22 protein-coding genes and 1 riboswitch are annotated in these 22727 nt (G+C 71.1%); of the genes, 12 read left to right on the top strand and 10 right to left on the bottom strand.

Annotated elements, in window-relative coordinates; translation table 11 throughout:
- Window positions 1-18: 18 nt before the first annotated feature.
- The gene (locus ASC60_RS02010; protein WP_055546036.1) at window positions 19-1614 is read right to left on the bottom strand and encodes a cytochrome ubiquinol oxidase subunit I; all 1596 of its coding nucleotides are present in this window, start codon (window positions 1612-1614) and stop codon (window positions 19-21) included.
- 154 nt (window positions 1615-1768) lie between these two features.
- A complete protein-coding gene (hisC, locus tag ASC60_RS02005) occupies window positions 1769-2848 on the bottom strand; it encodes a histidinol-phosphate transaminase (RefSeq protein WP_055546034.1) in 1080 nt (359 codons plus the stop codon).
- A gap of 382 nt (window positions 2849-3230) precedes the next feature.
- Here hisC and ASC60_RS02000 point away from each other — a divergent pair, with 382 nt between their 5' ends.
- From ASC60_RS02000 to ASC60_RS01985, 4 genes are all read left to right on the top strand, one after another.
- Window positions 3231-4331, top strand: coding sequence for a LacI family DNA-binding transcriptional regulator (locus ASC60_RS02000; protein WP_055546032.1), 1101 nt, complete (start codon window positions 3231-3233; stop codon window positions 4329-4331).
- 231 nt (window positions 4332-4562) lie between these two features.
- Window positions 4563-5660: a metallophosphoesterase family protein gene (locus tag ASC60_RS01995; protein ID WP_055546030.1), complete on the top strand. Its 1098-nt coding sequence runs from the start codon at window positions 4563-4565 to the stop codon at window positions 5658-5660.
- Window positions 5661-5849: 189 nt separating this feature from the next.
- Window positions 5850-6722, top strand: coding sequence for a hypothetical protein (locus ASC60_RS01990; protein ID WP_055546028.1), 873 nt, complete (start codon window positions 5850-5852; stop codon window positions 6720-6722).
- Between the two features lie 93 nt (window positions 6723-6815).
- Window positions 6816-7769, top strand: a complete 954-nt coding sequence (locus ASC60_RS01985) for a Bro-N domain-containing protein (RefSeq protein WP_370592860.1) — start codon at window positions 6816-6818, stop codon at window positions 7767-7769.
- Between the two features lie 76 nt (window positions 7770-7845).
- On the opposite strand, the gene thiC is transcribed toward ASC60_RS01985, so the two are convergent.
- Window positions 7846-9615, bottom strand: coding sequence for a phosphomethylpyrimidine synthase ThiC (gene thiC / locus ASC60_RS01980; protein WP_055546022.1), 1770 nt, complete (start codon window positions 9613-9615; stop codon window positions 7846-7848).
- Window positions 9608-9724: riboswitch (TPP riboswitch) on the bottom strand. Its footprint overlaps the gene before it by 8 nt.
- A 69-nt stretch (window positions 9725-9793) precedes the next feature.
- On the opposite strand from thiC, the gene ASC60_RS01975 reads away from it, so the two are divergent.
- On the top strand, window positions 9794-11248 hold the full coding sequence (locus ASC60_RS01975) for a YibE/F family protein (protein WP_055546020.1): 1455 nt from the start codon (window positions 9794-9796) through the stop codon (window positions 11246-11248).
- Between the two features lie 6 nt (window positions 11249-11254).
- On the opposite strand, the gene ASC60_RS01970 is transcribed toward ASC60_RS01975, so the two are convergent.
- From ASC60_RS01970 to ASC60_RS01960, 3 genes are all read right to left on the bottom strand, one after another.
- Entirely contained in the window at window positions 11255-11689 is a 435-nt protein-coding gene (locus ASC60_RS01970; protein ID WP_055546019.1) for an SsgA family sporulation/cell division regulator, read from the bottom strand.
- 371 nt (window positions 11690-12060) lie between these two features.
- Entirely contained in the window at window positions 12061-12276 is a 216-nt protein-coding gene (locus tag ASC60_RS01965) for a DUF5326 family protein (RefSeq protein WP_055546017.1), read from the bottom strand.
- Between the two features lie 150 nt (window positions 12277-12426).
- Window positions 12427-12744, bottom strand: coding sequence for a cupin domain-containing protein (locus ASC60_RS01960; protein ID WP_055546015.1), 318 nt, complete (start codon window positions 12742-12744; stop codon window positions 12427-12429).
- A 66-nt stretch (window positions 12745-12810) separates the two neighbouring features.
- Between ASC60_RS01960 and ASC60_RS01955 the strand changes: the two genes are divergently transcribed.
- The 5 genes from ASC60_RS01955 to ASC60_RS01935 all read left to right on the top strand — a co-directional run bounded on the left by ASC60_RS01955 (window position 12811) and on the right by ASC60_RS01935 (window position 16588).
- Complete coding sequence (locus tag ASC60_RS01955) at window positions 12811-13191, top strand: phage holin family protein (RefSeq protein WP_055546013.1); 381 nt, start codon at window positions 12811-12813, stop codon at window positions 13189-13191.
- Window positions 13192-13278: 87 nt separating this feature from the next.
- On the top strand, window positions 13279-13785 hold the full coding sequence (locus ASC60_RS01950) for a low molecular weight protein-tyrosine-phosphatase (RefSeq protein WP_370592859.1): 507 nt from the start codon (window positions 13279-13281) through the stop codon (window positions 13783-13785).
- On the top strand, window positions 13782-14915 hold the full coding sequence (locus ASC60_RS01945; RefSeq protein WP_055546007.1) for a cystathionine gamma-lyase: 1134 nt from the start codon (window positions 13782-13784) through the stop codon (window positions 14913-14915). Before ASC60_RS01950 ends, ASC60_RS01945 begins: the two co-directional genes overlap by 4 nt.
- Window positions 14916-15126: 211 nt before the next feature.
- A complete protein-coding gene (locus tag ASC60_RS01940) occupies window positions 15127-16023 on the top strand; it encodes a LysR family transcriptional regulator (protein ID WP_055546005.1) in 897 nt (298 codons plus the stop codon).
- A gap of 76 nt (window positions 16024-16099) precedes the next feature.
- Window positions 16100-16588, top strand: coding sequence for an NUDIX domain-containing protein (locus ASC60_RS01935; protein ID WP_055547116.1), 489 nt, complete (start codon window positions 16100-16102; stop codon window positions 16586-16588).
- On the opposite strand, the gene ASC60_RS01930 is transcribed toward ASC60_RS01935, so the two are convergent.
- The 3 genes from ASC60_RS01930 to ASC60_RS01920 form a co-directional block, all read right to left on the bottom strand.
- The gene (locus ASC60_RS01930; protein ID WP_234356793.1) at window positions 16589-17488 is read right to left on the bottom strand and encodes a pyridoxamine 5'-phosphate oxidase family protein; all 900 of its coding nucleotides are present in this window, start codon (window positions 17486-17488) and stop codon (window positions 16589-16591) included.
- A gap of 209 nt (window positions 17489-17697) precedes the next feature.
- Entirely contained in the window at window positions 17698-19191 is a 1494-nt protein-coding gene (locus tag ASC60_RS01925) for a globin domain-containing protein (protein ID WP_055546003.1), read from the bottom strand.
- 351 nt (window positions 19192-19542) lie between these two features.
- Window positions 19543-20175, bottom strand: a complete 633-nt coding sequence (locus tag ASC60_RS01920; RefSeq protein WP_055547112.1) for an HAD family phosphatase — start codon at window positions 20173-20175, stop codon at window positions 19543-19545.
- Between the two features lie 113 nt (window positions 20176-20288).
- On the opposite strand from ASC60_RS01920, the gene ASC60_RS01915 reads away from it, so the two are divergent.
- Window positions 20289-20831, top strand: coding sequence for a hypothetical protein (locus ASC60_RS01915; protein ID WP_055546002.1), 543 nt, complete (start codon window positions 20289-20291; stop codon window positions 20829-20831).
- Complete coding sequence (locus ASC60_RS01910) at window positions 20828-21283, top strand: GNAT family N-acetyltransferase (protein ID WP_055546000.1); 456 nt, start codon at window positions 20828-20830, stop codon at window positions 21281-21283. Before ASC60_RS01915 ends, ASC60_RS01910 begins: the two co-directional genes overlap by 4 nt.
- Window positions 21284-21334: 51 nt before the next feature.
- On the opposite strand, the gene ASC60_RS01905 is transcribed toward ASC60_RS01910, so the two are convergent.
- On the bottom strand, window positions 21335-22720 hold the full coding sequence (locus ASC60_RS01905) for a serine hydrolase (RefSeq protein WP_055545998.1): 1386 nt from the start codon (window positions 22718-22720) through the stop codon (window positions 21335-21337).
- Window positions 22721-22727 lie beyond the last annotated feature (7 nt).

The raw sequence follows: 22727 nt of genomic DNA, 5'->3' as shown, positions 1-22727 counted from the left end.
CCGGCCGTCGTGATGCGCTCAGTACGCGAAGGTCAGCGGCTTGTCGGCGTCGTCCTCCGCGGCGGACCCGCCACCCGGGCCACCCGGGCCGCCCGAGGGCAGCCGCAGCTTGGGGTCCTCGGCGGGCGGCTTCTCGTCGGTGTCCGGCCCGGCCTTGGCGTACTTGGCCAGCAGCCGCACCTCGATCACGGCGAGCACGCCGTACAGCAGCGTGAAGACGCCGAGCGAGATGAGGACCTCGGTCTGGCTCACCCCGGGGGAGACCGCGTCGGAGGTCTTCATCAGCCCGTACACCGCCCAGGGCTGGCGGCCCATCTCGGTGAAGATCCAGCCGAAGGAGTTGGCGATCAGCGGGAAGCCCATGGTGAGGATGCCGATCCGCCAGGACCACCGGGTCAGCAGTGGGCTCATCTCGCGCGTCCTGGTGAGCATGAGCCGGGGGACCTCGTCCTCGGCGGTGCGGAAGGCGGGGTCGAGCCAGCGCTTCTTCCGGGTCGTCCACAGCCCGATGACTCCGGCGGCGAACGAGGTCATGCCGAAGCCGATCATCAGCCGGAAGCCCCAGAAGGTCATGAAGATGCTGGGGATGTAGTCCTTGGGCTCACCGCCGTAGGCGGCGGCCTCCTTCTGGGCGACGTCGTTGATGCCGGGGACGGCGTCGGTGAAGTTGCTGTGCGCGAGGAAGGACAGCGCCGCCGGGACCTCCAGCTCGACGCTGTTGTGCCCCTTGCTGACGTCGCCCACCGCGAAGACGGAGAAGGGCGCGGGCGCCTGGGTGTCCCACAGCGCCTCCGCCGAGGCCATCTTCATCGGCTGCTGCTCGAACATCACCTTGCCGAGCGAGTCACCGCTGATCGCCGTGCCGAGCCCGGCGATGACGGCCACGATCAGACCGACGCGCAGGGAGGCCCGCATCGCCCCGATCTGCTTCTTCTGCTTCGGCTGCAGTTCCTCGCCGCGGAGCTGCTTGCGCTTGGCCCGCCACAGGTGCAGGGAGGCGATGCCGACGACGAAGGCACCACCGGTGAGGAAGGCGGCGGTGAGGGTGTGGAAGACCACGACCAGGGTGGTGTCCTGGGTCAGCACCGCCCAGATGTCGGTCAGCCGGGCCTTTCCGGTGGCCTTGTCGATGGCGTAGCCGGTCGGGTGCTGCATCCAGGAGTTGGCGGCGAGGATGAAGTACGACGACAGGATGGTGCCGAGCGAGACGATCCAGATGCAGGCGCAGTGGATCTTCTTCGGCAGCTTGTCCCAGCCGAAGATCCACAAGCCGATGAAGGTCGACTCGAAGAAGAAGGCGAGCAGCGCCTCCATCGCGAGCGGGGCGCCGAAGACGTCGCCGACGAAGCGCGAGTAGTCGGACCAGTTCATGCCGAACTGGAACTCCTGGACGATGCCGGTGACGACGCCCATCGCGATGTTGATCAGGAAGAGCTTTCCCCAGAACTTGGTGGCGTGGAAGTACTTCTCCTTGCCCGTGCGGACCCAGGCGGTTTCCAGCCCCGCGGTGATCGCCGCGAGAGAGATCGTCAGGGGAACGAAGAGGAAGTGGTAGACGGTGGTGATCCCGAACTGCCATCGCGCCAGCGTCTCCGGCGCCAGAGCCAGCTCCACGTGAATCTCTCCTTACGGTCTTGCCGTGCTGCCCCCGCGAGGCGAGCTTGTGAACGTATTCACATTCACAAGCAATGATACGCATACGCCTTCGCCCCCTCCCACCTGGGGGTGGGAGGGGGCGAAGCGGACACGCTTGGGTATCCTTCCGGGCTCACAGCTCCTTGCGGAACTCCTCGGCGGCCCGCAGGAAGAGGTCGTTCGCCTCCCGCTCGCCGATCGTCACGCGCGTCCCCTCGCCCGGGAACGGCCGCACGACCACGCCCGCCGCCTCGCACGCCGCCGCGAAGTCGGCCGTACGCTCCCCCAGCCGCAGCCAGACGAAGTTCGCGTGCGCCTCCGGCACCGTCCAGCCCTGCCCGGTCAGCTCCCCGGCCACCCGCGCCCGCTCGGTGACCAGCGCCTCCACCCGCTCGCGCAGCGCGTCCTCGCTGTGCAGCGAGGCGACCGCGGCGTCCTGGGCGAGCTGGCTGACGCCGAAGGGGACCGCGGTCTTCCGCAGTGCCGCGGCGACCGGCTCATGGGCGATCGCGAAACCGACCCGCAGCCCGGCCAGGCCGTACGCCTTGGAGAAGGTGCGCAGCACGCAGACGTTCGGCCGCTCGCGGTAGAGGTCGATGCCATTGGGGACCTGATCGTCCCGGATGAACTCGATGTACGCCTCGTCCAGCACCACCAGCACATCGGACGGCACCCGGTCCAGGAACCGCTCCAGCTCCGCCCGGCGCACCACGGTGCTGGTCGGGTTGTTGGGGTTACAGACGAAAATCAGCCGGGTACGGTCGGTGATCGCATCCGCCATCGCGTCCAGGTCGTGGACCTCCGCGTCGGTCAGGGGGACCCGCACCGAGGTCGCGCCCGCGATCTGAGTGATGATCGGATATGCCTCGAAGGACCGCCAGGCGTAGATCACCTCGTCGCCCGGCCCGGCCGTCGACTGGACGATCTGCTGAGCCAGCCCGACCGAACCCGTCCCGGTGGCCAGATGCTCCAGCGGTACGTCGAACCGGCTCGCCAGCTCGGCGATCAGCGCGGTGCAGGCGAGGTCGGGGTAGCGGTTGAAGGACGCCGCGCTGTTCGCGACCGTCTCCAGCACCCCGGCCAGCGGCGGATACGGGTTCTCGTTGGAGGACAGCTTGAAGGACCGGGGGCCGTCCCCGGCGGCCGGCTTACCGGGCTTGTACGTAGGAATCCCGTCCAGCGCGGCGCGCAGCTTGGGGCTCTTCTCACTCACCGGCAGTCCTCCTCGGCCCTTCCCTCCGGCTCCGTGCGCAGGCTTCGCACACGGCAGTACTGCACACCTTATGAGGATCGCCCCGCCCCGCGTACCCGCCGGAGGCGCCCGCGTACCCGCCGGGGGAGCGCCCCGCTCATCCGCGCGCGCCGGTGGCGAGCGCCGTGGCGCGCATCCCTCGTGCAGGTGAGTTGAGACCTCTTCGAGACATCGAACAATCGCCAGGTATGGATATGCCAGAGGCGACCACACCCCTCCCCAGCACCCCAACTGGCTTCCATTCCAAGGGAATTGGCCGGAGCGCTCATGCAGAAACGTGCCTTCCGAATACCGATGGCGGAATCGCGCAGACCGGGCACTCGGGCCCTACTATCGGCTGGCCATGACAGCAGCAGGGAAGCACCAGGTGAGCCGGTCGGCCGGCCGCCGGTTAGGCAGGGCGGGCATCCGGGACGTGGCCGCCGCCGCCGGGGTCTCGATCACGACCGTCTCCGACGCGCTCAACGGCAAGGGACGGCTCCCGGATGCCACCCGCCGCCACGTCCGCGAGGTCGCCGAGCGGCTGGGCTATCGCCCGTCCGCCGCGGCCCGTACCCTCCGTACCGGCAAGTCCGGCCTCATCGGCCTGACGGTGACCACGTACGGGGATGAACCTTTCACCTTCACCGAGTTCGCCTACTTCGCCGAGATGGCGCGGGCCGCGACATCCGCCGCGCTGGCCCGGGGCTACGCCCTGGTCATCCTCCCGGCCACCTCACGCCACGACGTGTGGTCCAACGTCGCCCTCGACGGCACCATCGTGGTCGACCCGTCCGACCACGATCCGGTGGTCACCGAACTGCTCCGCCAGGGCCTCCCCGTGGTCAGCGACGGCCGCCCGGCCGGCACCCTCCCCGTGACCGCCTGGGTCGACAACGACCACGAGGCGGCCGTGCTCGGCATCCTGGACCACCTCGCCGAGGCCGGCGCCCGCCGCATCGGACTGCTCACCGGCACCACCACCGACACCTACACCCGGCTGTCGACCGAGGCGTATCTGCACTGGTGCGAGCGGGTGGGCCAGGACCCGGTCTACGAGGCGTACCCGGCCCACGACCCGTGTGCCGGGGCCGTCGCCGCCGACCGGCTGCTCGCCCGCCCCGACCGCCCCGACGCGGTGTACGGGCTCTTCGACCCCAACGGCACCGATCTGCTCGCCGCCGCCCGCCGCTACGGGCTGCGCGTCCCGGAGGACCTGCTGCTGGTGTGCTGCAGCGAGTCCACGGTCTACCGGACCACCGAACCGCCCATCACGACGCTCTCGCTCAAACCGCGCCGGATCGGCACCGCCGTGGTCCAGTTGCTCATCGACGCCATCGAGGGGCTCGACAGCGACCGCCCCGTCGAGCAGGTGATACCCACCGAACTGATCGTGCGGACGTCGTCCCAGCGCCGTCCGCCGCGTACGACCGTCAGCCCGCCGCGCAGCCGCGCAGGAGGATGATCTGAGAGCGACTCAAGGATGACCCGAGAAGGACCTGAGGCCCTTGGGCTTCCCCTACCGGTCCAATCCGGGATAAAAGACCGTCCAGGCAGGACCGAGTACCAATTGACGGCACCCTGGTGCGTCACAAGCCCTCACGGTCATTCCTATGATGGGCGGACGACACCGCGGACCGCCGTCGACCAGGCAAGGTCCACAAGGTGGCACGGCGGCGCGATGGTGGAGGGGTCGATGACTCAGGGGGCCGGTCTGGAAGCCACGGCAGGGACCATGGCGGCGGTGCCGCCCGTGCCCGCGTACGGGGCGTCCACGCCGCCCGGCCCGGTGCCTCCCGCGCCCGCGCCCGCGCCCCTGCCGGACGGGTACACCCCGACCGAGAAGCTGCCGGTCGTGGGCCCGGGGCACACCATCGCCGACACCCGGCTGGTGCCCCCGCAGGACCGCCCGACGGTCGCCCTCACCTCGGTCACCGAGCCCGGCGCCGACCCGCTCGCCGACGGCGAAGGACCCGGCCCGCTCTACGTCGTGGGCGACGTCCACGGCTACCACGACGAGCTGCGCCAGGCGCTCGCCGCCCAGGGCCTGATCGACGACAAGGGCAGCTGGGCGGCCGGGAACGCCCGGCTGTGGTTCCTCGGCGACTTCACCGACCGCGGCCCGGACGGCATCGGCGTCATCGACCTGGTGATGCAGCTCTCCGCCGAGGCCGCCGCCGCGGGCGGCTACTGCAAGGCGCTGATGGGCAATCACGAACTGCTCCTCATCGGCGCCAAGCGGTTCGGCGACACCCCCGTCAACTCCGGGGCGGGCACCGCCTCCTTCCAGGCCGCCTGGCTGCTCAACGGCGGCCAGCGCACGGACATGGAGCGGCTGGAGGACCATCACCTCCAGTGGATGTCACGGCTGGACGCGATGGCCGAGGAGGACGGGCACCTGCTCGTGCACTCCGACACCACCGCCTATCTGGAGTACGGCGACTCGATCGAGGCCGTCAACGACACCGTCACCGAAACGCTGCAGCGCAGTGACGCGGACGAGTGCTGGGACCTGTTCCGCAAATTCACCAAGCGCTTCGCCTTCCGCGACGAGGACGCCGGGCCGACGGCCGTGCGCGAATTGCTCGGCACCTACGGTGGGGAGCGCATCGTCCACGGGCACAGCCCGATCCCGTATCTGCTGGGCGAAGTCGGCTCGGAGGACGGTGAGGACGATGGCGCGCCCGCGGTCGAGGGCCCGCACGTCTACGCGGACAATCTCGCGGTCGCGATGGACGGCGGCGTCACCATGGCCGGGAAACTGCTGGTCGTACAACTGCCGCTCGACACCTGAGGGTGATACGGAGACCCAGGGGAAAGGCCGGACGGCGCCGCCGGGATTGAGCAAATCACGAAACTTGCTGTCACCTCGCGCCGGATCGGCTCTACCATCGGTTTATCCGTCGCAGGCTCTCCTCCGTTTCCGCCCGACCGCCCGGTGAAAGCCGGCACCGAGGCCCTACGGAGTATCGGGGGATGCACCATGAAAAGCGCTCCGCACCTGTTCGCCGAGGACCGCCCGGAGTTCGAGCGAGTTCTCGACGAGGTGCTGCGTACCGCGGACCACCGACCGGACCTGAAGGGCATAGGACAGCGGCTCACCGCCGAGCAGCTGCGCACCATGGCGCTCAGCGCCTCGGCCGCCATCACCGCGTGCGCGGCCGCCGAATACCAGGACTACGTCCTCGCCCGCACCAAGCTGCGCGAGCCCGCCCCACCGGGGCCGATGGCGCAGGGTCCGGAGGACGCCGGCGAGCACACGCACCCCGCCGGGTTCACCGGCGCCGTCCTGGACGCCTCCGGAGCGGGGCTGGTCCCCATGCTCGCCGTCCTGGCCCCGGTGCTGGCCGGGACCGCCGCGATCATCTTCCTGCTGGTCGGCTATGTGCTGCACGTCCTGGACCCCGCGCCGTCCATCGCCCAGCCGATGATCACCGCGGGCTGGTTCTTCGCCACACTCACCGCCGCGGGCATCCTGCTCGCCGGCGTCGGCCTCCTCATCACCGCCCTGCGCAACGGCTCCAGCGCGATCCGCGGCGAGGCCCTGGCCGAGCAGCTGGAAGAGGTGGACCGCGCCAGAGAGGCATGGCGGCAGGCCCTGCTGGAGCGGGGCGTGCTGCCCTTTCTGCGCGAGGCGCTGAGCAACCCGTCGGCCCCCGCGCCCTGGACCGCGCCGACACGTTCGTCCTCGGCCTACGTCCCCGGGCACTCCGAGGCGGCGGGCCGCACCCCCCACCTCGGCTACAGCCGCCCGGGCTTCAGCACCGACGACGAGGGCCCCAGGACCCGCCCCCGCTACAGCAGCCCGGACTACACCAGCCCCGAGTACGGCGGCCCGGAGAACCAGCCGGACTGAGGAACTGGGGGCGTGCGTCTCGCGGTGAGCGCCCCTACATTCCGGAATGCTCCGCTCCCCACCCATCGAGCGAACTTCCGCTTATGTGGAGCAATGTGCTCACAACCGCTGCTTACAGTCCGGGGCGGAGGTGATGCGCATATGCGCGAACGCAACATGCCGCCGGGCCGGTCCCGTCGGCGGGACGCTTTGGACGTCAACGACTTCGTGTACGCGGCCACGGGGGCCCGTGTCCGGAGACTGACACTGCCCAACGGAGAACACTGGTTTCCTGCGGCGGATGTATGTCGAGAACTCGGCTACACGACTACCCGAAAAGCTCTACTGGATCATGTGCCGGAGGAGCGACGAGAGTCTCTCGAGACTGTGACTACAAGTCACAGTCTCGAGATTCCCGCAGGTAGAGAGTGGCGCCGAGACTTGCAGCTGGTCGATCTCCAAGGTCTCATCCTGCTGGTCAACGGATGCACGAAGCCGTCGTGCCTGCCCTTCAAGCAGTGGGTGTCGAGGGTGATCGCCACCGTCCAGCGGGACGGCTCGTACGCGCTGGAGGTGTCCGAGCTCTCCCGCGCCGAGCCACCAACGCCGCCGGCCCCCGAGTCCGTGGTCGCTCCGAGCGAGATCATCGACGCGGTCGCCCGGCTGGAGGTCCAGCACGAACGGTTCCAGGCCGAGGTGATGGCTTCCCTGCGCCGTTCCGAGCACGCCTGGGCACAGATCCTCGACGCCCTGGGATGTCGGCCGGCCGAAGAGCCGGAAGCCGACAAGCGCGAGCTGAGGCTCAGGACGGAAAACCTGTTCGCGCAGTGGCAGTCCCGGCTGAGCATCACCGAGGATGTCTGGGCCGTGGCCATCTACATCCTGCCTACGCTGGCGGCGGCCGGGCAGGTCGGCCACTCTCTGGAGACCCTCGCGGACCGGACGGGACTGACCCGGCAGCGGGTGCACGCCTGTCTGCGCTTCCTCCAGAAGCACCGCTGCATCCGGCAGAGCGGACTGACGGACAGCGGGAATCCGGTCTACGTGACTGAACTGCCGCCCCGGTAACCGACCACGCCGAGAAGGCCCGAAGTCGCAAACTGACGTTGCGGCTTCGGGCCCGGGGCGTAGCGTACCGGCCCGTTCAGTCCGCGAGCGGCAGATACACGCGGTTGCCCGCCTCGGCGAACTCCTTGGACTTCGCCAGCATCCCCGCCTCGATCTCCTCGGCCGTCGCTCCGGCATCACCGCCGAACTGCTCCGTGATGCTTCTGCTGATCTTCATGGAGCAGAACTTGGGCCCGCACATGGAGCAGAAGTGCGCCGTCTTCGCGGGCTCCGCCGGAAGCGTCTCGTCGTGGAACGAGCGTGCCGTGTCCGGGTCGAGGGCCAGGTTGAACTGGTCCTCCCAGCGGAACTCGAAGCGCGCGTCGGAGAGCGCGTCGTCCCAGGCCTGGGCGTCGGGGTGGCCCTTGGCCAGATCGGCGGCGTGAGCGGCGATCTTGTAGGTGATCACGCCGGTCTTCACGTCGTCGCGGTCCGGCAGCCCCAGGTGCTCCTTGGGGGTGACGTAGCAGAGCATCGCCGTGCCCCACCAGGCGATCATGGCGGCGCCGATCCCCGAGGTGATGTGGTCGTAGGCGGGCGCGACATCCGTGGTGAGGGGGCCCAGGGTGTAGAAGGGGGCCTCCTCGCAGATCTCCTGCTGGAGGTCGACGTTCTCCTTGATCTTGTGCATCGGGACATGGCCCGGGCCCTCGATCATGGTCTGGACGCCGTGCTCCTTGGCGATCCGGTTGAGTTCGCCGAGCGTGCGCAGCTCCGCGAACTGGGCCTCGTCGTTGGCGTCGGCGATGGATCCGGGGCGCAGTCCGTCACCGAGCGAGTAGGTGACGTCGTACGCCGCGAGGATCTCGCACAGCTCCTCGAAGTGGGTGTAGAGGAACGACTCCTGATGGTGGGCCAGGCACCAGGCGGCCATGATCGAGCCGCCGCGGGAGACGATGCCGGTCTTGCGGCGGGCGGTCAGGGGGACGTACGGCAGCCGCACGCCCGCGTGCACCGTCATGTAGTCGACGCCCTGCTCGGCCTGTTCGATGACGGTGTCCTTGTAGACCTCCCAGGTCAGCTCCTCGGCCTTGCCGTCGACCTTCTCCAGCGCCTGGTAGAGCGGCACGGTGCCGATGGGCACCGGGGAGTTGCGCAGCACCCACTCGCGGGTGGTGTGGATGTTGCGGCCGGTCGAGAGGTCCATGACCGTGTCGGCGCCCCAGCGGGTCGCCCAGGTCATCTTCTCGACCTCTTCCTCGATGGACGAGGTGACGGCGGAATTGCCGATGTTGGCGTTGACCTTCACCAGGAACCGCTTGCCGATGATCATCGGCTCGATCTCCGGGTGGTTGACGTTGGCGGGCAGTACGGCCCGGCCCGCCGCGATCTCCTCGCGGATCACCTCGGGGGAGACGTTCTCGCGGAGCGCCACGTACTCCATCTCCGCGGTGACCTCGCCCCGGCGGGCGTAGGCCAGTTGGGTGACGGCGGCGCCGTCACGGGCCCGGCGTGGCTGGCGCGGCCGTCCGGGGAAGACCGCGTCGAGGTTGCGCAGGCCGCCGCGGGGCGCGGTGTGTTTGATCCCGTCGTCCTCCGGCCGGGCCGGGCGGCCGGAGTACTCCTCGGTGTCGCCGCGGGCGATGATCCAGTTCTGCCGCAGCGGCGCGAGGCCACGGCGGACGTCGGTGTCGATGTGGGGGTCGGTGTACGGGCCGGAGGTGTCGTACAGCGTCACGTCCTGGCCATTGGTGAGGTGCACGCGGCGCACCGGGACCTGGATGTCCGGGCGGGAACCCGTGACATATCCCTTGTGCCAGCCGAAATCACCGGCGTTTTCGCGCATGTGTGCATCCTGCTGAGTCATGAGACCCACTCCCTACGCCGGCATTACCCGGTAACAGGTTCAGCGGTCGGCGCAGCTGTCACGTCAGCGCCCTCTCAGCCCGGTGCTCCGAGCTCCCGCGATTGCAAAGGTGCCCCCACGCTAACGGTTTCCCCGCATCCCTGAACAGGGGGCCTCATACTCTTGCGATGATGCGACGGTGACCGCGACACAGCAGGACCATCCGCCCGAGCAGCCCCGCGTGCCCGGACAGGCCCACTCCCACGGCCATAGCCATGCCCATGCGCACGGTCCGGCCGCCCCCGTCTCCGCACGCCTCCGCAAGGTCATCGCGGTGGTGCTCATCCCCTTCGCCGTCGCCGTCCTCGCCGGGCTGGTCGCGCTGTGGCCGGGCAGCCCGGAGCACACCACGCACGGCCGCAGCGGGCTCGGCTTCGACCAGGAGACGGCCGCCGGACGGGTGGTGAAGGTGGAGGAGGTCGACTGCGCCGACGTCAACGCGCAGCCGCAGGCGCCCACCGAGCCGGGTCAGCAGGGCGGCGGGACGGCGCCCGGCGGCGGGGCGGGCGGGGCCACGGGCAGTGGCGGCGGCGGGAAGAGCGTCTGCGAGCGGGCCACCATCGAGGTCACCTCGGGCAAGGACAAGGGCCGTACGTTCCCCGAGATCGTCCAGCCGAACGCCTCACGGAAGTTCAGCGCCGGGCAGGAGCTGAAGCTGAGTTACGCGCCCAAGGCGCCGAAGAACCTCCAGTACTCGGTCTCGGACGTGGACCGCTCGTTCCCGATGGCGCTGCTCGCCGGGCTGTTCGCGCTCGTGGTCGTGGCCGTCGGCCGGCTGCGCGGCGTCTTCGCGCTGGTGGCGCTGGCCATCAGCTTCGGGGTGCTGACGCTGTTCATCCTCCCGGCGATACTGCAGGGCTCCAATCCGCTGGTGGTCGCGGTCATCGGGGGCAGCGCGATCATGCTGCTCGCGCTCTACATGTGCCACGGGCTGAGCGCCCGGACCTCGGTCGCCGTGCTCGGCACCCTGGTCTCGCTGCTGCTGATCGGGGTGCTCGGCTCGCTGTTCATCGGCTGGGCGGCGCTGACCGGCAACACCGACGACCAGACCGGTCTGGTGCACGGCCTCTATCCGGACATCGAGATCAAGGGACTGCTGCTGGCAGGGGTGATCATCGGTTCGCTGGGGGTGCTGGACGATGTGACGGTCACCCAGACCTCGGCGGTGTGGGAGCTGCGGGAGGCGGACCCCACGACGAGCCGCCGCAAGCTCTACGCGGCCGCGATGCGCATCGGGCGGGACCACATCGCGTCCGTCGTGAACACCCTGGTGCTGGCCTACGCGGGCGCCTCGCTTCCGCTGCTGCTCCTCTTCTCGATCGCGGACAGCGGGGTGGGAACGGTGGCGACGAGCGAGATCGTCGCGGAGGAGATCGTCCGCACGCTGGTGGGCAGCATCGGGCTGGTCGCCTCGGTGCCGGTGACCACGGCGCTGGCCGTGCTGGTGGTCTCCGCGGACCACGCGCCGGACGGCGGCGGGGCGAACGGGGGCGCGCCGAGCGGGAGTGCGGCGAGCGGGAACGCTGTGAACAAGGGGGCGGTGAGCGGAGGCGGACGGGGGCGCGGGCGGCGGCGCAAGGCGCGCGCACGCTGACCGGCGCTACGCGAAGCGGTCCTCGGCCAGGATGCGGTCCAGTTCGGCGTCGAGGTCGCCGACCGGATCGCAGGCCGCGGGCTCCTCGCCGAACGGGACGAGCCGGTCCGTACGGTCCAGGAAGGCCACCAGCGGCGCCGCCCCGGCCCGGAACAACGCTCTCTCGGTCCCCACCTGCAGCCTGATGAACACGTCCGAGAGTCCTTCGGGCGCGGCCGGCGCGATCCGCACATCGCCCTCGCCGGAGGGTTTGCTGAGCCCGTCCAGCAGCAGCTCACGGGCGAAGGCCCAGCTCACCGGCGCGTCGCCGGGCAAGTGGAAGGTGATCTCGACCGCGTAGGGGTCGCCGCTGTCGTACGACAGCTCGACCGGGATCCGGAAGGACAGTTCCTGCGAGACCAGAAAGGTCATCGTCACTTCCGCCTGGACTGTGTCACGCATGTCACGCATCGTTCGCCGCCCCGGGTAGTTCAGACTTGGCCGACTCTGGAGCGTAGCGACTCGACTGCGGGGCGGAGTCGCTTTGCCTCATGTGAGGGAACGGAAATGGCCAGTGTTGCCGTGGTGGAACCCACGGGGCCGGACGACGCCGGCCCGGTGCGCGGGCGATCAGGGCCGGTCCAGCGGCCGTGTCGATGTTCGCTGTCGTCAACAGGCACCCCCGGGGTGTTGTTGCGAGGCAGACGCCGAGATGGGGAACGTCGCGGACTCGCACTCTAACCACAGTGGTGCCTCGGGGCCGATGTTTGGCTCCGCGGTATCCCTCGCGCGGCGTACCCGCCGGGCGAGGGCGCGGGGTCACCGGCGGCGCCTCACCAGTCGTCGCGCGACGAGGACGAGGTGAACTTCCGTACGACGTAGATCAGACCGCCGATCAGCGCCACCAGCAGCAGCGCCTTGAAGAGCAGGCCGACCACGAAGCCGACCACGCTCGTGATCAGCCCACCGAAGACGGCGAGGACGAGAACCGGCACCGCGATCCATGTCACCCACCACGGCAAGCCCTGGAATATCCCCTTCGCGGCCACGTGCGCTCCTTGCTTCGTCCTGGCTGGCGGGGCCCGCCTCACGGCTCCGGTCCCCCTGCCCTCGATGCTAGGGCGGGCAGGAAGCGGACGGAGGTCTTCCACCCCGCGTCCGTCCCTGACCGTACCCGTAGGGGATGCGGAGCGCTCCCGTCAGCTCTCCGGGGGAGAGAACACCACCATGACCCGCAGGTCCTCGGTGATGTGATGGAACTTGTGCGCCACCCCCGCCGGTACGTACACCACACTGCCGCGCGCCACCTGCGTCGTCTCCATGCCGACCGTGATCGACGCCCGGCCGCTCATCACCAGGTACACCTCGTCCTGGCCGTGCGGCGCCTGCGGATCGGTCTGGCCCGCGTTCAGCGCGTACAGCCCGACCGACATGTTCCGCTCGCGCAGGAACTGCAGATACGCGCCCTCGTTCGCGGCCCGCTCCGCCTCCAGCTCGTCCAGCCGGAACGCCTTCATTCGCCTCTCCACCCCTGACTGCACTGCCCCTGCCCGTCGCCGGGCCTGTCTGCGACGATCTCAACCATGAAGAATTTGCTCGTCAAGACGCTCGCCAACGCCGGCGCCCTCGGCGTCGCCATCTGGCTGCTCAAGGACATCACGCTGACCGGTGAGAACACCGGACGTAAGACGATCACCCTCATTCTCGTCGCTCTGCTCTTCGGCGTGGTGAACGTGGTGGTGAAGCCGATCGTCAAACTGCTGGCATTTCCGCTGTTCATCCTCACCCTCGGGCTGATCACCCTGGTGATCAATGCCCTGATGCTGCTGCTGACGTCCTGGCTGGCCGGGAAATTCGATCTCAGCTTCCACGTCGACGGGTTCGGCACGGCCGTCCTCGGTGGCCTGATCGTTTCCATAGTCGCTTGGGCGCTGCACGTCGTGCTTCCCGATGACAAGGACTGACCGCGGCCGGGGATGATGACAGGTATGAGAGCCCCGTCGCCTTATCGTGTCTGCTTCGTCTGCACCGGCAACATATGCCGCTCGCCGATGGCCGAATCCATCGTCCGCGCCCATGTCGCGGAAGCCGGATGGGACGGCCTCGTCGAACTGGACAGTGCGGGCACCGGCCCCTGGCACGAGGGCGACGGGGCCGACCGCCGCGCGATCACCGTGCTCACCGGCCACGGCTATGAGCAGAATCACATCGCGCGGCAGTTCCAGCCCGCGTGGTTCGATCACCTCGATCTGGTGATCGCGCTGGACAGCGGCCATCTGCGCGACCTGCGCGCGCTGGCGCCGACTTCGGGGGACGCCGCGAAGGTGCGGCTGCTGCGCCACTACGACCCGGACGCCGACCGGGACGCGCCGGGCGGTCTGGACGTACCGGACCCGTACTTCGGCGGGACGGACGACTTCGAAGAGGTCCTGGAGATGGTCGAGGCCGCGAGCGGCGGACTGCTGGACGCGATCGCCGAAGCCCTCGGCGCCGACGACCGGACGGGGGCGAGCGCCGGGTCTCCGGCGTCCGACGCGTCCGACGAGGAGCGGGTATGACCGGCGACGGCACCCGGGCCGTCCGTGCCGGACTGCCCGAGGCGGAGGCGTACGAACCGGCGCTGCCCGGCCCCGTCTTCGCCGCGCACTACCACCTCCCCGGCGAGGCCGCCGGGCCCTTCACCTACGGCCGCGACGCCAACCCCACCTGGTCCCGGCTGGAGCGGGCGATCAGCGAGCTGGAGTCCCCGGACGCCGACGCCGAGACCGTCGTCTTCGCGTCCGGCATGGGCGCAATCGCCGCCGTCCTCCTGTCCCAGCTGCGGCAGGGCGACACCGCCGTCCTGCCGTCCGACGGCTACCAGTTGCTCCCCGCCCTCGCCGAGCGGCTGCGGAGCTTCGGCGTCCGGGTGCGCACCGCCCCGACCGCCGGCGACGCCCAGCTGGCGGCCCTGGACGACACCACCGGGCTGCTGTGGCTGGAGACCCCGTCCAACCCCGGCCTCGACGTGTGCGACATCCGCGCGCTCGCCGAGGCCGCGCACGCGCGCGGCGCGCTGGTCGCCGTCGACAACACCCTCGCCACCCCCATCGGCCAGCGCCCCCTGGACCTGGGCGCGGACTTCTCCGTGGCGAGCGGCACCAAGGCGCTCACCGGCCACGGCGACGTCCTGCTGGGCTACGTCACCTGCCGCGATCCGCGGCTGGCCGCCGCCGTGCGCGGCTGGCGCAAGACCGTCGGCGCGATCCCCGGCCCCATGGAGGCCTGGCTCGCCCACCGCTCCCTGGCCACCCTCCCGCTGCGCGTCGACCGGCAGGCCCGGACCGCCCTCGCCCTCGCCGGGGCGCTGCGCGACCGGCCCGAGGTCACCGGCCTGCGCCACCCCGGGCTGCCGGACGATCCGGCGCACCCGGTCGCGGCCGGGCAGATGCGCGGCGGGCGCTTCGGCTGTGTGGTCTCCTTCACCCTGCCCGGCAAGGAGCACGCGGAGCGGTTCCTCGCCGCGCTGCGGCTGGTCGACGACGCCACCAGCTTCGGCGGCGTACGCTCCACCGCCGAGCGGCGCGGCCGGTGGGGCGGCGACGCGGTGGCCGAGGGCTTCATCCGCTTCTCGGTGGGCGCCGAGGACCCGGACGATCTGATCGCGGACGTGCGGCGCGCGCTCGACGCGGCGCGCCAAGGCGGCTGAAACTCGCCGTACGGCGTGCGCGCGGGTACGCCTGACGGGCGTCTCAAGCCTCCCCCCTCGTGGCTTGAGACGCCCCGGTTCTTCTCGTGGAGAACCGCTTGAACAAGGCTAGTTGACTCAGCGTCAGTGTCCAATCACAGTAGCGACATGAACCTATCGGCATTTTTATAGTTGGCATGCGGCGGGGGTGCGCCGACACGAGGGGAACCGCATGGATCTGGCCCTCTTACGCACGTTTGTCACGGTGCACCGCGCCGGGTCCTTCACCCGTGCCGCCGCGCTGCTCGGCCTCTCCCAGCCCGCCGTCACCGGCCAGATCCGCACCCTGGAGCGGCAGGTGGGACGGCCGCTGTTCCTCCGTACGGCGCGCGGGGTCATCCCCACCACCGTCGGGGAGGAGCTGGCCCACAAGACCGCCCCGCACCTCGACGCGCTCGTGGAGATCACCGAGACCGGTCTCGACGACCACTCCGCACTGCGCACCCTGCATCTCGCCGGTCCCCCGGAGTTCACCGCGTTGCGCGCGCTGCCCGCGCTCACCACGCTCGTCGCCCAGGGGCTCGCGCTGCGGTGCGCCTTCGGCGCTTCCGAGGAGCTGTTCAAGGGGCTCGGGGCGGGCCACCACGACCTGGCCATCAGCACCGCCCGGCCGCGCGGGCGGCCGCTGGCCGCCACCCCACTGTGCGACGAGGAGCACGTGCTGATCGCCTCCCCGCGCTGGGCGGCCCGGCTCGGCGGCTCCGCAATGCTCCAGGTCAAGGGCGCGAGCGCGCTGGAGGCGCTGCCCGTGGTCGAGGTCCACGAGAGCCTGCCGCTGGTCAGCCGCTACTGGTCGGCCGTCTTCGACGCCCGCCCGGTCACCTCCGGCACGGTCATCGCCCCCGATCTGCGGGCGGTGCTGGCGTGCGTCGCGGAGGGCGCGGGGCTCGGCGTGCTGCCGCGCTATCTGTGCATGGACGCCCTCGACGCCGGGGAAGTGGTGGCGCTGCTCAACCCGCCGGTGCCGCCGCTGCGCACCTACTTCCTGGTGGTGCGGACCGGTGGGCTCGCGGTGCCGCATGTCGCCCGGGCGCACGAGTGGCTGCTGCGCGCCGCCGTCGACTGGTGAGCCGGTCCACTGGTGAACCCCTGTCCACTGGTGAGCATGGGGTTTCAGCCGGGGACGGCTGCGGCAGATGTCCTGCATGACCGAACGACCTGTGGTCAAACGCACCGCCCGCGCCATCCTGCTCGACGGCGACACCGACCCGCGCATGATCCTGATCAAGCGGACCAAGCCCGGTCAGCAGCCGTACTGGATCACTCCCGGCGGTGGTGTGGAGCCCGAGGACGGCACCGTCGTCGAGGCCCTGCACCGCGAGGTGGACGAGGAGCTGGGCGCGAAGGTGACGGATGTGGTCCCCGCCTTCGTCGACACCGTTCCGCACCCGGAGGGGGGCGCCCCGGACGGGGTCAAGGTGCAGCACTTCTTCGTCTGCAGGCTCGCCTCGATGGACCTCAGCCGGCGGCACGGCCCGGAGGTGGAGGAGCCCTGCGGGGAGTACGAGGTGGTGCGGATCCCGTTCACCCGGGAGGGGATCGCCTCCGTCGGCATGGTGCCGCCGTCGCTGCGCGCCTATCTCGACGCCAACGTCGAGGGCGTGCGCGCCCTGCTCGCCGACGACCTCGGCTGATCAGCGGAACCAGCCGCTGAACGGCTGCGGTCCCTTCTCGGCCGCCCGTCGGCGGGCGTCGGCGAGCACCCGCTCGGCCTGCTCCAGCCACTTCTCGGGACGCGCCGCCGGCCGCCGCGCCCCCGAAACCCACTCGGTGGGAACCGGTGCCTGGGGCGCGGGCGCCTGGGCAGCCGGTACCGGGGCCGCCGACGCGGCGGGAGACTCGGCGGGGGTCTCGGCGGGGGTCTCGGCGAGAGGCGCGGCGGAGGGCTCGGCAGGGTGCTCGGCAGGGGGCGTACGGCGCCGCTCGCGCGCCTCCGCGGCGGCGCCGAAGAAGTCGCCGCCCTTGCGCTTGGCGTCGTCCGTCCCCCAGGCCCGGCCCTGCTGCGGGTCACGGGGCCGGTCGGGGCCCGGCCCGTCCCCGGCGCGGGCGTGCCGCCGCGCGGGCACCTTCTGCAGATGGGGGATGTGCTTGGCGCAGTGGATGTACGCCTCCTCGACGGTCACCTCGACCCATACGACCGCGCGGCGGCCGGGTATCGGGTCGACCGGCAGGCCGGGGTAGCGGGCGCGCATCTCGTCGTCCTGGACCACCCGGGCCCAGCCGTTGACGTGCAGTCCGATGCGGTCGCGGAAGAAGTCGATCAACATGATGCCGACGTGCGGGTTCTCCTCGATGTTGCCGAGGCTGGCCAGCACGCCGTTCCCCCGGTATTCGGGGTAGGCGAGGGTGCGTCCGTCGAGCACGCTCAGAAAGCCGGGCGGTCCGGCCCGGAAAGTGCTGTCGCACTCCCCGTGCCGGTCGGCGGTGGCCAGGAAGAACATCTCCTGGCGCGCGATGAACTCCCGCATCCGGACGTTGAGGTGGTCCAGCACTTGCTGGTCGTAGAAGCGGTCGGCGCGGTCGGCCGTCCCCAGGCGCTGCTGGAGGAGGTGCTCACCGTCGCTCCCCGGACGGTCCGCGCGGTCCGTGCTCTCCAGGCTCTCCAGTCGCTCCGCACGGTGGCCGGGTGCCGGCGCGGCCGCCCTCTCGTGCCCGATGTCGTCCACAGTCCCTCGTCCCCGTCCTGACATCGCCGTCTGTCCACCGCCCCGTTTCCCTGACCGCTCCGCCGCCCTGCCCCGCGCTACTCCGCCGCCGCCATCAGCTCTTCGATGGAGTCGTGCCGGATGCGATGGGACGGGACGCCGACGCCCATCAGGGCGTCCACACCGCTGCGGATCATGCCGGGCGGGCCGGAGAGGTACGCGTCGAACGCGTTCCACGGGCCGTACTGCCGCACGGCGTCCGGAAGTCTGCCGCTGAGTCCGCTCGTCGGGCCGTCGGAGACCACCGGACGGACCGAGAGCCAGGGGTGCCGCTGGGCGAGCCGCAGCATGGTGTCGATGTCGTAGAGGTCGTGGTCGTTGCGGGCGCCGTAGAAGACCTCGACCGCCCGCTGGCGGCCGTGCTCGGCGACGTCCTCGACCAGCGCCTTGATCGGTGCGATACCGGTGCCGCCGCCCAGGCACAGCAGCCCGTTGTCGGACGCGTGGTCGACCGTCATCGAACCGGCGGGCGGCCCGAGGCGGATCACATCACCGGGGCGGGCACGGTGCACCAGCGCGGAGGAGACCCAGCCGGCCGGTATCGCCTTCACGTGGAAGGACAGCAGCCCGTCGGCACGGGGTGCGGAGGCGAAGGAGTAGTGCCGCCACACCCGCGGCCACCAGGGGGTCTCCACCGAGGTGTACTGCCCCGCGAGGAAGGGGTACGGCTGGTCCGGGCGGACGGTGATGACGGCGATGTCGGCCGTGCGCGATTCGTGCCCGACGACCTCGGCCTGCCACCACGCGGGCGCGCGCAGCTCGTCCTCGGCCGCCGCGTCGATCATGATCTGGGAGATCGAGGTGTAGGCCCGGACCCAGGCCGCCTCGGCCTCGTCGCTCCAGGTGCTGGTCGCGTACCGGGTCAGCGCGGCGATCAGGCACTCGCCGACGGCCGGATAGTGCTCGGGCTGGGTGCCGTACTTGCGGTGCCCGCGGCCGAGCCGGGACAGGAAGTCGCTGAGGATGTCGTGATCGTCGATGAGCCGGGCGGCGGTGAGGATCGCCTTGAACAGCCGGTCGCGCTGGGCGTCCATGGCGGCCGGGAAGAGCGGCCGCAACTCGGGATGCTGGACGAAGAGCAGCGCGTAGAAGTACGAGGTGACCTTGTCGCTCACCGGCTCGATCTCGGCCATGGTGCGGCGCAGCAGGATCGCGTCGGGCGAGGCGGTCTCGGGCGCGGTGAAGACGGACTCGGCGGCCGGGCGCAAGCGGTGCGGGGCCGACGCCTCGTCGGGGCGCTGATGCTCCTCGCGTCCGCCCTCGCGCCCCGTCTCGGGCGGCACGGCGGACGCGGGGGCGATGGGGGAGGCGGGGGCCGGTACGGGCGGCGCCGCGCGGCGCCCGGCCTGCGTACCGGCCGGGTGTATCGGGCTCACCCGGCGGCCGGCCGGCCGGTCCTCGGACGCGCCGTCCGTTTCCGGGGAACGGGGCTGGTCATCGGCCGGTTTCCTGCTCGGGGTGAACCAACCCCAGTCGCCACTGTCTCCCCCGCCGTCGTTACCGGCCGACGATGTGGTGGTCGGAGCGTCCATGGTTGCCTCGCCTCGAACATCTTTCTGTCGGTCTTCGCACTTCCGCTGCCGGAATGTGCCCGCAATTCCCCGCTCTGGTCGACTGGTTCACGTGAGATTGGTCCTGTCGGCCCGCTCCGTACTCTGTATCCGGCAGCATGCCACGCTCCTTCCGTGCCCGAGAACTTCGCCCGAAGTCCGGGTAACAGGGGCTGTGTTCCCGATATGCTGGTTGGAGCGGGTTGCCCGGTTGTGGCCCCGCCACGGCTTTGCCGGGACGGAACTGCCCCGACCCTACCGGGCCCGGACGAATTCACAAGCCCTATGGATGCCGCGTCCGTTACACCTGGCAGCGCACGTAATTACCCGTAGTTACTTGCGGTTACCCGCTATTTCGTAAGCCTCTCGGAGATCGTTGCCGCGATACCAGCCGGATGCGATTTCGCTCACATGGTGATCCGCGTTCACCGCGACCGAGAAGGGCACCACCGCGAACAGCTCGGCATCCGACATCGAATCCCCGTAGGCGACGCAGTCCGCCCTGGTCAACCCGAACTTCCCACAGAGTTCATCCGCGATCCGCACCTTAGCGGCCGGGTTCAGAATGCCCGCGGGATCCAGCCGCTCCCGGAACGGCACCGGCGGCCACGCCGACCCGTGCGCCGCGTCGGCGCCCCAGTCGAGCAGCCGCTCCACGAAGAACCCGGGCGAGAGCGAGATCACGGCACACCGCTCACCGCGCGCCCGGATGTCCGCCCACACCTCCCGAATCCCCATCAGCCACGGCGCCCCCTCGAACGCCGCCGCCACCTGCGCCCGCGTCAGCTCCCCCCACAGCGCACAGGCCCGCTCGGCGAACCGCGCCGGGGCCAGCCCGCCCGCCGCGAACTCCCGCTCCAACTCCCCGATCTCCCGCTCCACACCGAGCTGACGCGATATCTCGACGGCCGCGGCCGAACCACGGATCAGCGTCCCGTCCAGATCGAACAGATGCAGTCTGGTCATGGAGCCCGAGCGTAGGGCGTGTCCCGCGCGGGTCATCCCCGGATTCCGGGAGTAGCCGCGGATACTCCCGCCGTCCGACGCGGCGAGCGGCCCGGGCGGGCCACGGTGAGCGCATGCAACAGCTGAAACGGCCCGCGCGCCGGGCCCTCCTCGTCGTGCATGTGGTCGTCTCCGTCGGCTGGCTCGGACTGACGCTCGGCGTGCTGGCCCTGGGCATCACCGGGGCCGCGGCGGGATCGGCCGAGGCCGCCGCGGGGGCGTACCGGTCGATGCACGTCCTCGGGGACTGGCTGCTCATCCCGGTCAGCCTGCTCTCCCTCCTCAGCGGAGTGGTGCTCTCCCTCGGCACGCCCTGGGGCCTGGCCCGCCACCGCTGGGTGTACGTGAAGTTCTGGCTGACCCTGGTGACCACCGCCGCCACCGCCTTCGCGCTGCGCGCCCGGATCGACGCGGCCATGGCCGACGTCTCGGCGGGCCGGGCGGTCGGCGCCACGACGGATCTGGTCCTGGCGCCGTCGGTCAGCCTGGGCGTCTACGTCTTCCTGACCGCCATCTCGGTGATCAAGCCATGGGGCATGACGGCGTGGGGGCGGCGGCTGCGCGGAAACGGTCGCCTGAGCGGGGCCGGGAGCGGCCGCGTAGGCTCGCGGGCGTGACCGACTTCGAGATCCGGCGCGCGACCGCCGAGGACATATCCGCGATCGTCGCCATGCTCGCCGACGATCACCTGGGCACCCGGCGGGAGTCGCCAGAGGACCTGGCTCCGTACCGGACCGCGTTCGAGCGGCTGGACCGGGAACCGAACCAGCACCTGGTCGTCGCGGTCCGCGACGGGCGTACGGTCGGCACCCTCCAGCTCACCGTGGTGCCCGGGCTCTCCCGGCGCGGCGCCACGCGCTCGATCATCGAGGCCGTACGGATCCACGCCGGCGAACGCGGCAACGGTCTGGGCACCGAGCTGATCGCGTGGGCGGTCGAGGAGTCGCGCCGCCAGGGCTGTGCGCTGGTGCAGCTCACCTCGGACGCGACCCGCGTCGACGCCCACCGCTTCTACGAGCGGCTCGGCTTCGAGGCCAGCCACATCGGCTTCAAGCTGCCGCTCGCCTGACCACACCCGGCGAACGGGCCACCCCCCGACGGACGGCCTCCCGACGGACGGCTACAGCGGACGCCAGCCGTCCGGATCGACGCCCCCGGGCACCGCGTCCTCCGGGGCGTACGGCTCCCGCGTCAACACGAAGGTGCCGAGGTCGAGATGGCCGGGCGCGCCGTCCTCGCGCCCCGCGACCACCCGCAGCGTCTCCCCCGCGTAGTAGCCGTCGAGGCCCGTCCAGGTGCCGTCCGGCTCGGCCCGGAAGCGCGAGCCGCGGCCCGCTCCGCCGACCGGCGACAGCTCCAAGCCGCGGTCTGCGCGCAACCGCAGCAGGAAGGGCGTGGGCCCCCAGTACCAGGGCCCGGTCAGCGCCAGCAGCTCCGGATCGGCCTCGGGCAGCGGCCGCCAGGGGGCGGGAATCCGCGGCTCGTGCTCCGCGGTGATCCGTACGAGGTCGGCGGCGACGGAGGCGACGGACGGCCCCGAGGTGACGTTGGCCAGCGCGATCCCGGCCAGCCGGTCGTCCTCGCTGACCCACAGGGCGGCGAGGAAGCCGGGCATGGAGCCGACGTGGCCGTACAGGAACCGGCCCTCGCGGTGTGCCAGCTGCACCCCGAGCCCGTAGCCGCCGTCCCGGTCCCGGCCCTCGGGCGGGGCGGCGGGCCCGCGCATCTCGGCGAGCGTCGCGGCGCCGAGCACCCGCTCGTCCCCGTCCAGCAGGAAGGCGGCGAAGCGGGCCAGGTCGGCGGCGGTCGACCACAGCTGCCCGGCGGGCGCCATCCGCCCGGTGTCCTCGGCGGGCTCCGGCAGCAGCACATCGGCCCAGGGATGGACGGCCCAGCCCCCGGCGTGCGGGGCGCGCGGATCGAGGGACGTCCGCGTCATCCCCAGCGGCTCCAGCACCTCGCGGGCGAGGACATCGCCCCAGGCCGCGCCCCGCAGCCGCTCGACGAGCGCGCCGAGCAGGGCGAAGCCGGTGTTCGAGTAGTGGTGGCGGCGTCCGGCGGGGTGGACCAGGGGGCGCGCGCCGAAGAGATCCGCCGTGGTGGGGCGCAGCGCGCCCGGTGTGCGCTCCCACCACGGGCCGGGCGCCTCGGCGGCCAGTCCCGAGGTGTGGGCGAGGAGCTGGGCGACGGTCGCGCCCTCCGCCTGGGGGGCCTCCAGATGCTTGGCCAGCGGATCCCCGAGGTCCAGCAGCCCCTCGTCGCGCAGCCGCATCACCAGCACCGCGGTGAGCGTCTTGGTCAGCGATCCGATCCGGTACTGGGTGTCGGCGTCGGGCGCCCGTCCGTCCGTACGGCCCCGCGCCCCCGTCCACACCAGCCGCCCCTCCCGCACCACGGCCCCCACCAGGGAGGGCGCCCGGCCCTCGGACTGGCCGACGGCGACGCGGTGGAGCAGGGCGCGGCGAGTGGCGGGCAGCAGCTCCGCGCAATCCTCGGATGGGGTCATGCCCGCA

It is taken from the genome of Streptomyces sp. NBRC 110028 (assembly GCF_001417735.1).
Taxonomy (GTDB): Bacteria; Actinomycetota; Actinomycetes; order Streptomycetales; family Streptomycetaceae; genus Streptomyces.
The sequence above is the reverse complement of the archived record's forward strand: the minus strand, read 5'-3'. Positions and strand labels throughout refer to the sequence as shown.

Excerpts from the sequence above, each read along its gene's own strand:
- ASC60_RS01945 (WP_055546007.1), top strand. The coding sequence starts at position 13,782 with ATGACCGGCGACGGCACCCGGGCCGTCCGTGCCGGACTGCCCGAGGCG.
- ASC60_RS01935 (WP_055547116.1), top strand. The coding sequence starts at position 16,100 with ATGACCGAACGACCTGTGGTCAAACGCACCGCCCGCGCCATCCTGCTC.
- thiC (WP_055546022.1), bottom strand. The coding sequence starts at position 9,615 with ATGACTCAGCAGGATGCACACATGCGCGAAAACGCCGGTGATTTCGGC.
- ASC60_RS01990 (WP_055546028.1), top strand. The coding sequence starts at position 5,850 with ATGAAAAGCGCTCCGCACCTGTTCGCCGAGGACCGCCCGGAGTTCGAG.
- ASC60_RS01925 (WP_055546003.1), bottom strand. The coding sequence starts at position 19,191 with ATGGACGCTCCGACCACCACATCGTCGGCCGGTAACGACGGCGGGGGA.
- ASC60_RS01960 (WP_055546015.1), bottom strand. The coding sequence starts at position 12,744 with ATGAAGGCGTTCCGGCTGGACGAGCTGGAGGCGGAGCGGGCCGCGAAC.
- ASC60_RS01970 (WP_055546019.1), bottom strand. The coding sequence starts at position 11,689 with ATGCGTGACACAGTCCAGGCGGAAGTGACGATGACCTTTCTGGTCTCG.
- ASC60_RS01905 (WP_055545998.1), bottom strand. The coding sequence starts at position 22,720 with ATGACCCCATCCGAGGATTGCGCGGAGCTGCTGCCCGCCACTCGCCGC.
- ASC60_RS01985 (WP_370592860.1), top strand. The coding sequence starts at position 6,816 with ATGTGCTCACAACCGCTGCTTACAGTCCGGGGCGGAGGTGATGCGCAT.
- ASC60_RS01950 (WP_370592859.1), top strand. The coding sequence starts at position 13,279 with ATGGCCGAATCCATCGTCCGCGCCCATGTCGCGGAAGCCGGATGGGAC.
- ASC60_RS01915 (WP_055546002.1), top strand. The coding sequence starts at position 20,289 with ATGCAACAGCTGAAACGGCCCGCGCGCCGGGCCCTCCTCGTCGTGCAT.
- ASC60_RS01940 (WP_055546005.1), top strand. The coding sequence starts at position 15,127 with ATGGATCTGGCCCTCTTACGCACGTTTGTCACGGTGCACCGCGCCGGG.
- ASC60_RS01920 (WP_055547112.1), bottom strand. The coding sequence starts at position 20,175 with ATGACCAGACTGCATCTGTTCGATCTGGACGGGACGCTGATCCGTGGT.
- ASC60_RS01995 (WP_055546030.1), top strand. The coding sequence starts at position 4,563 with ATGACTCAGGGGGCCGGTCTGGAAGCCACGGCAGGGACCATGGCGGCG.
- ASC60_RS02000 (WP_055546032.1), top strand. The coding sequence starts at position 3,231 with ATGACAGCAGCAGGGAAGCACCAGGTGAGCCGGTCGGCCGGCCGCCGG.
- ASC60_RS01955 (WP_055546013.1), top strand. The coding sequence starts at position 12,811 with ATGAAGAATTTGCTCGTCAAGACGCTCGCCAACGCCGGCGCCCTCGGC.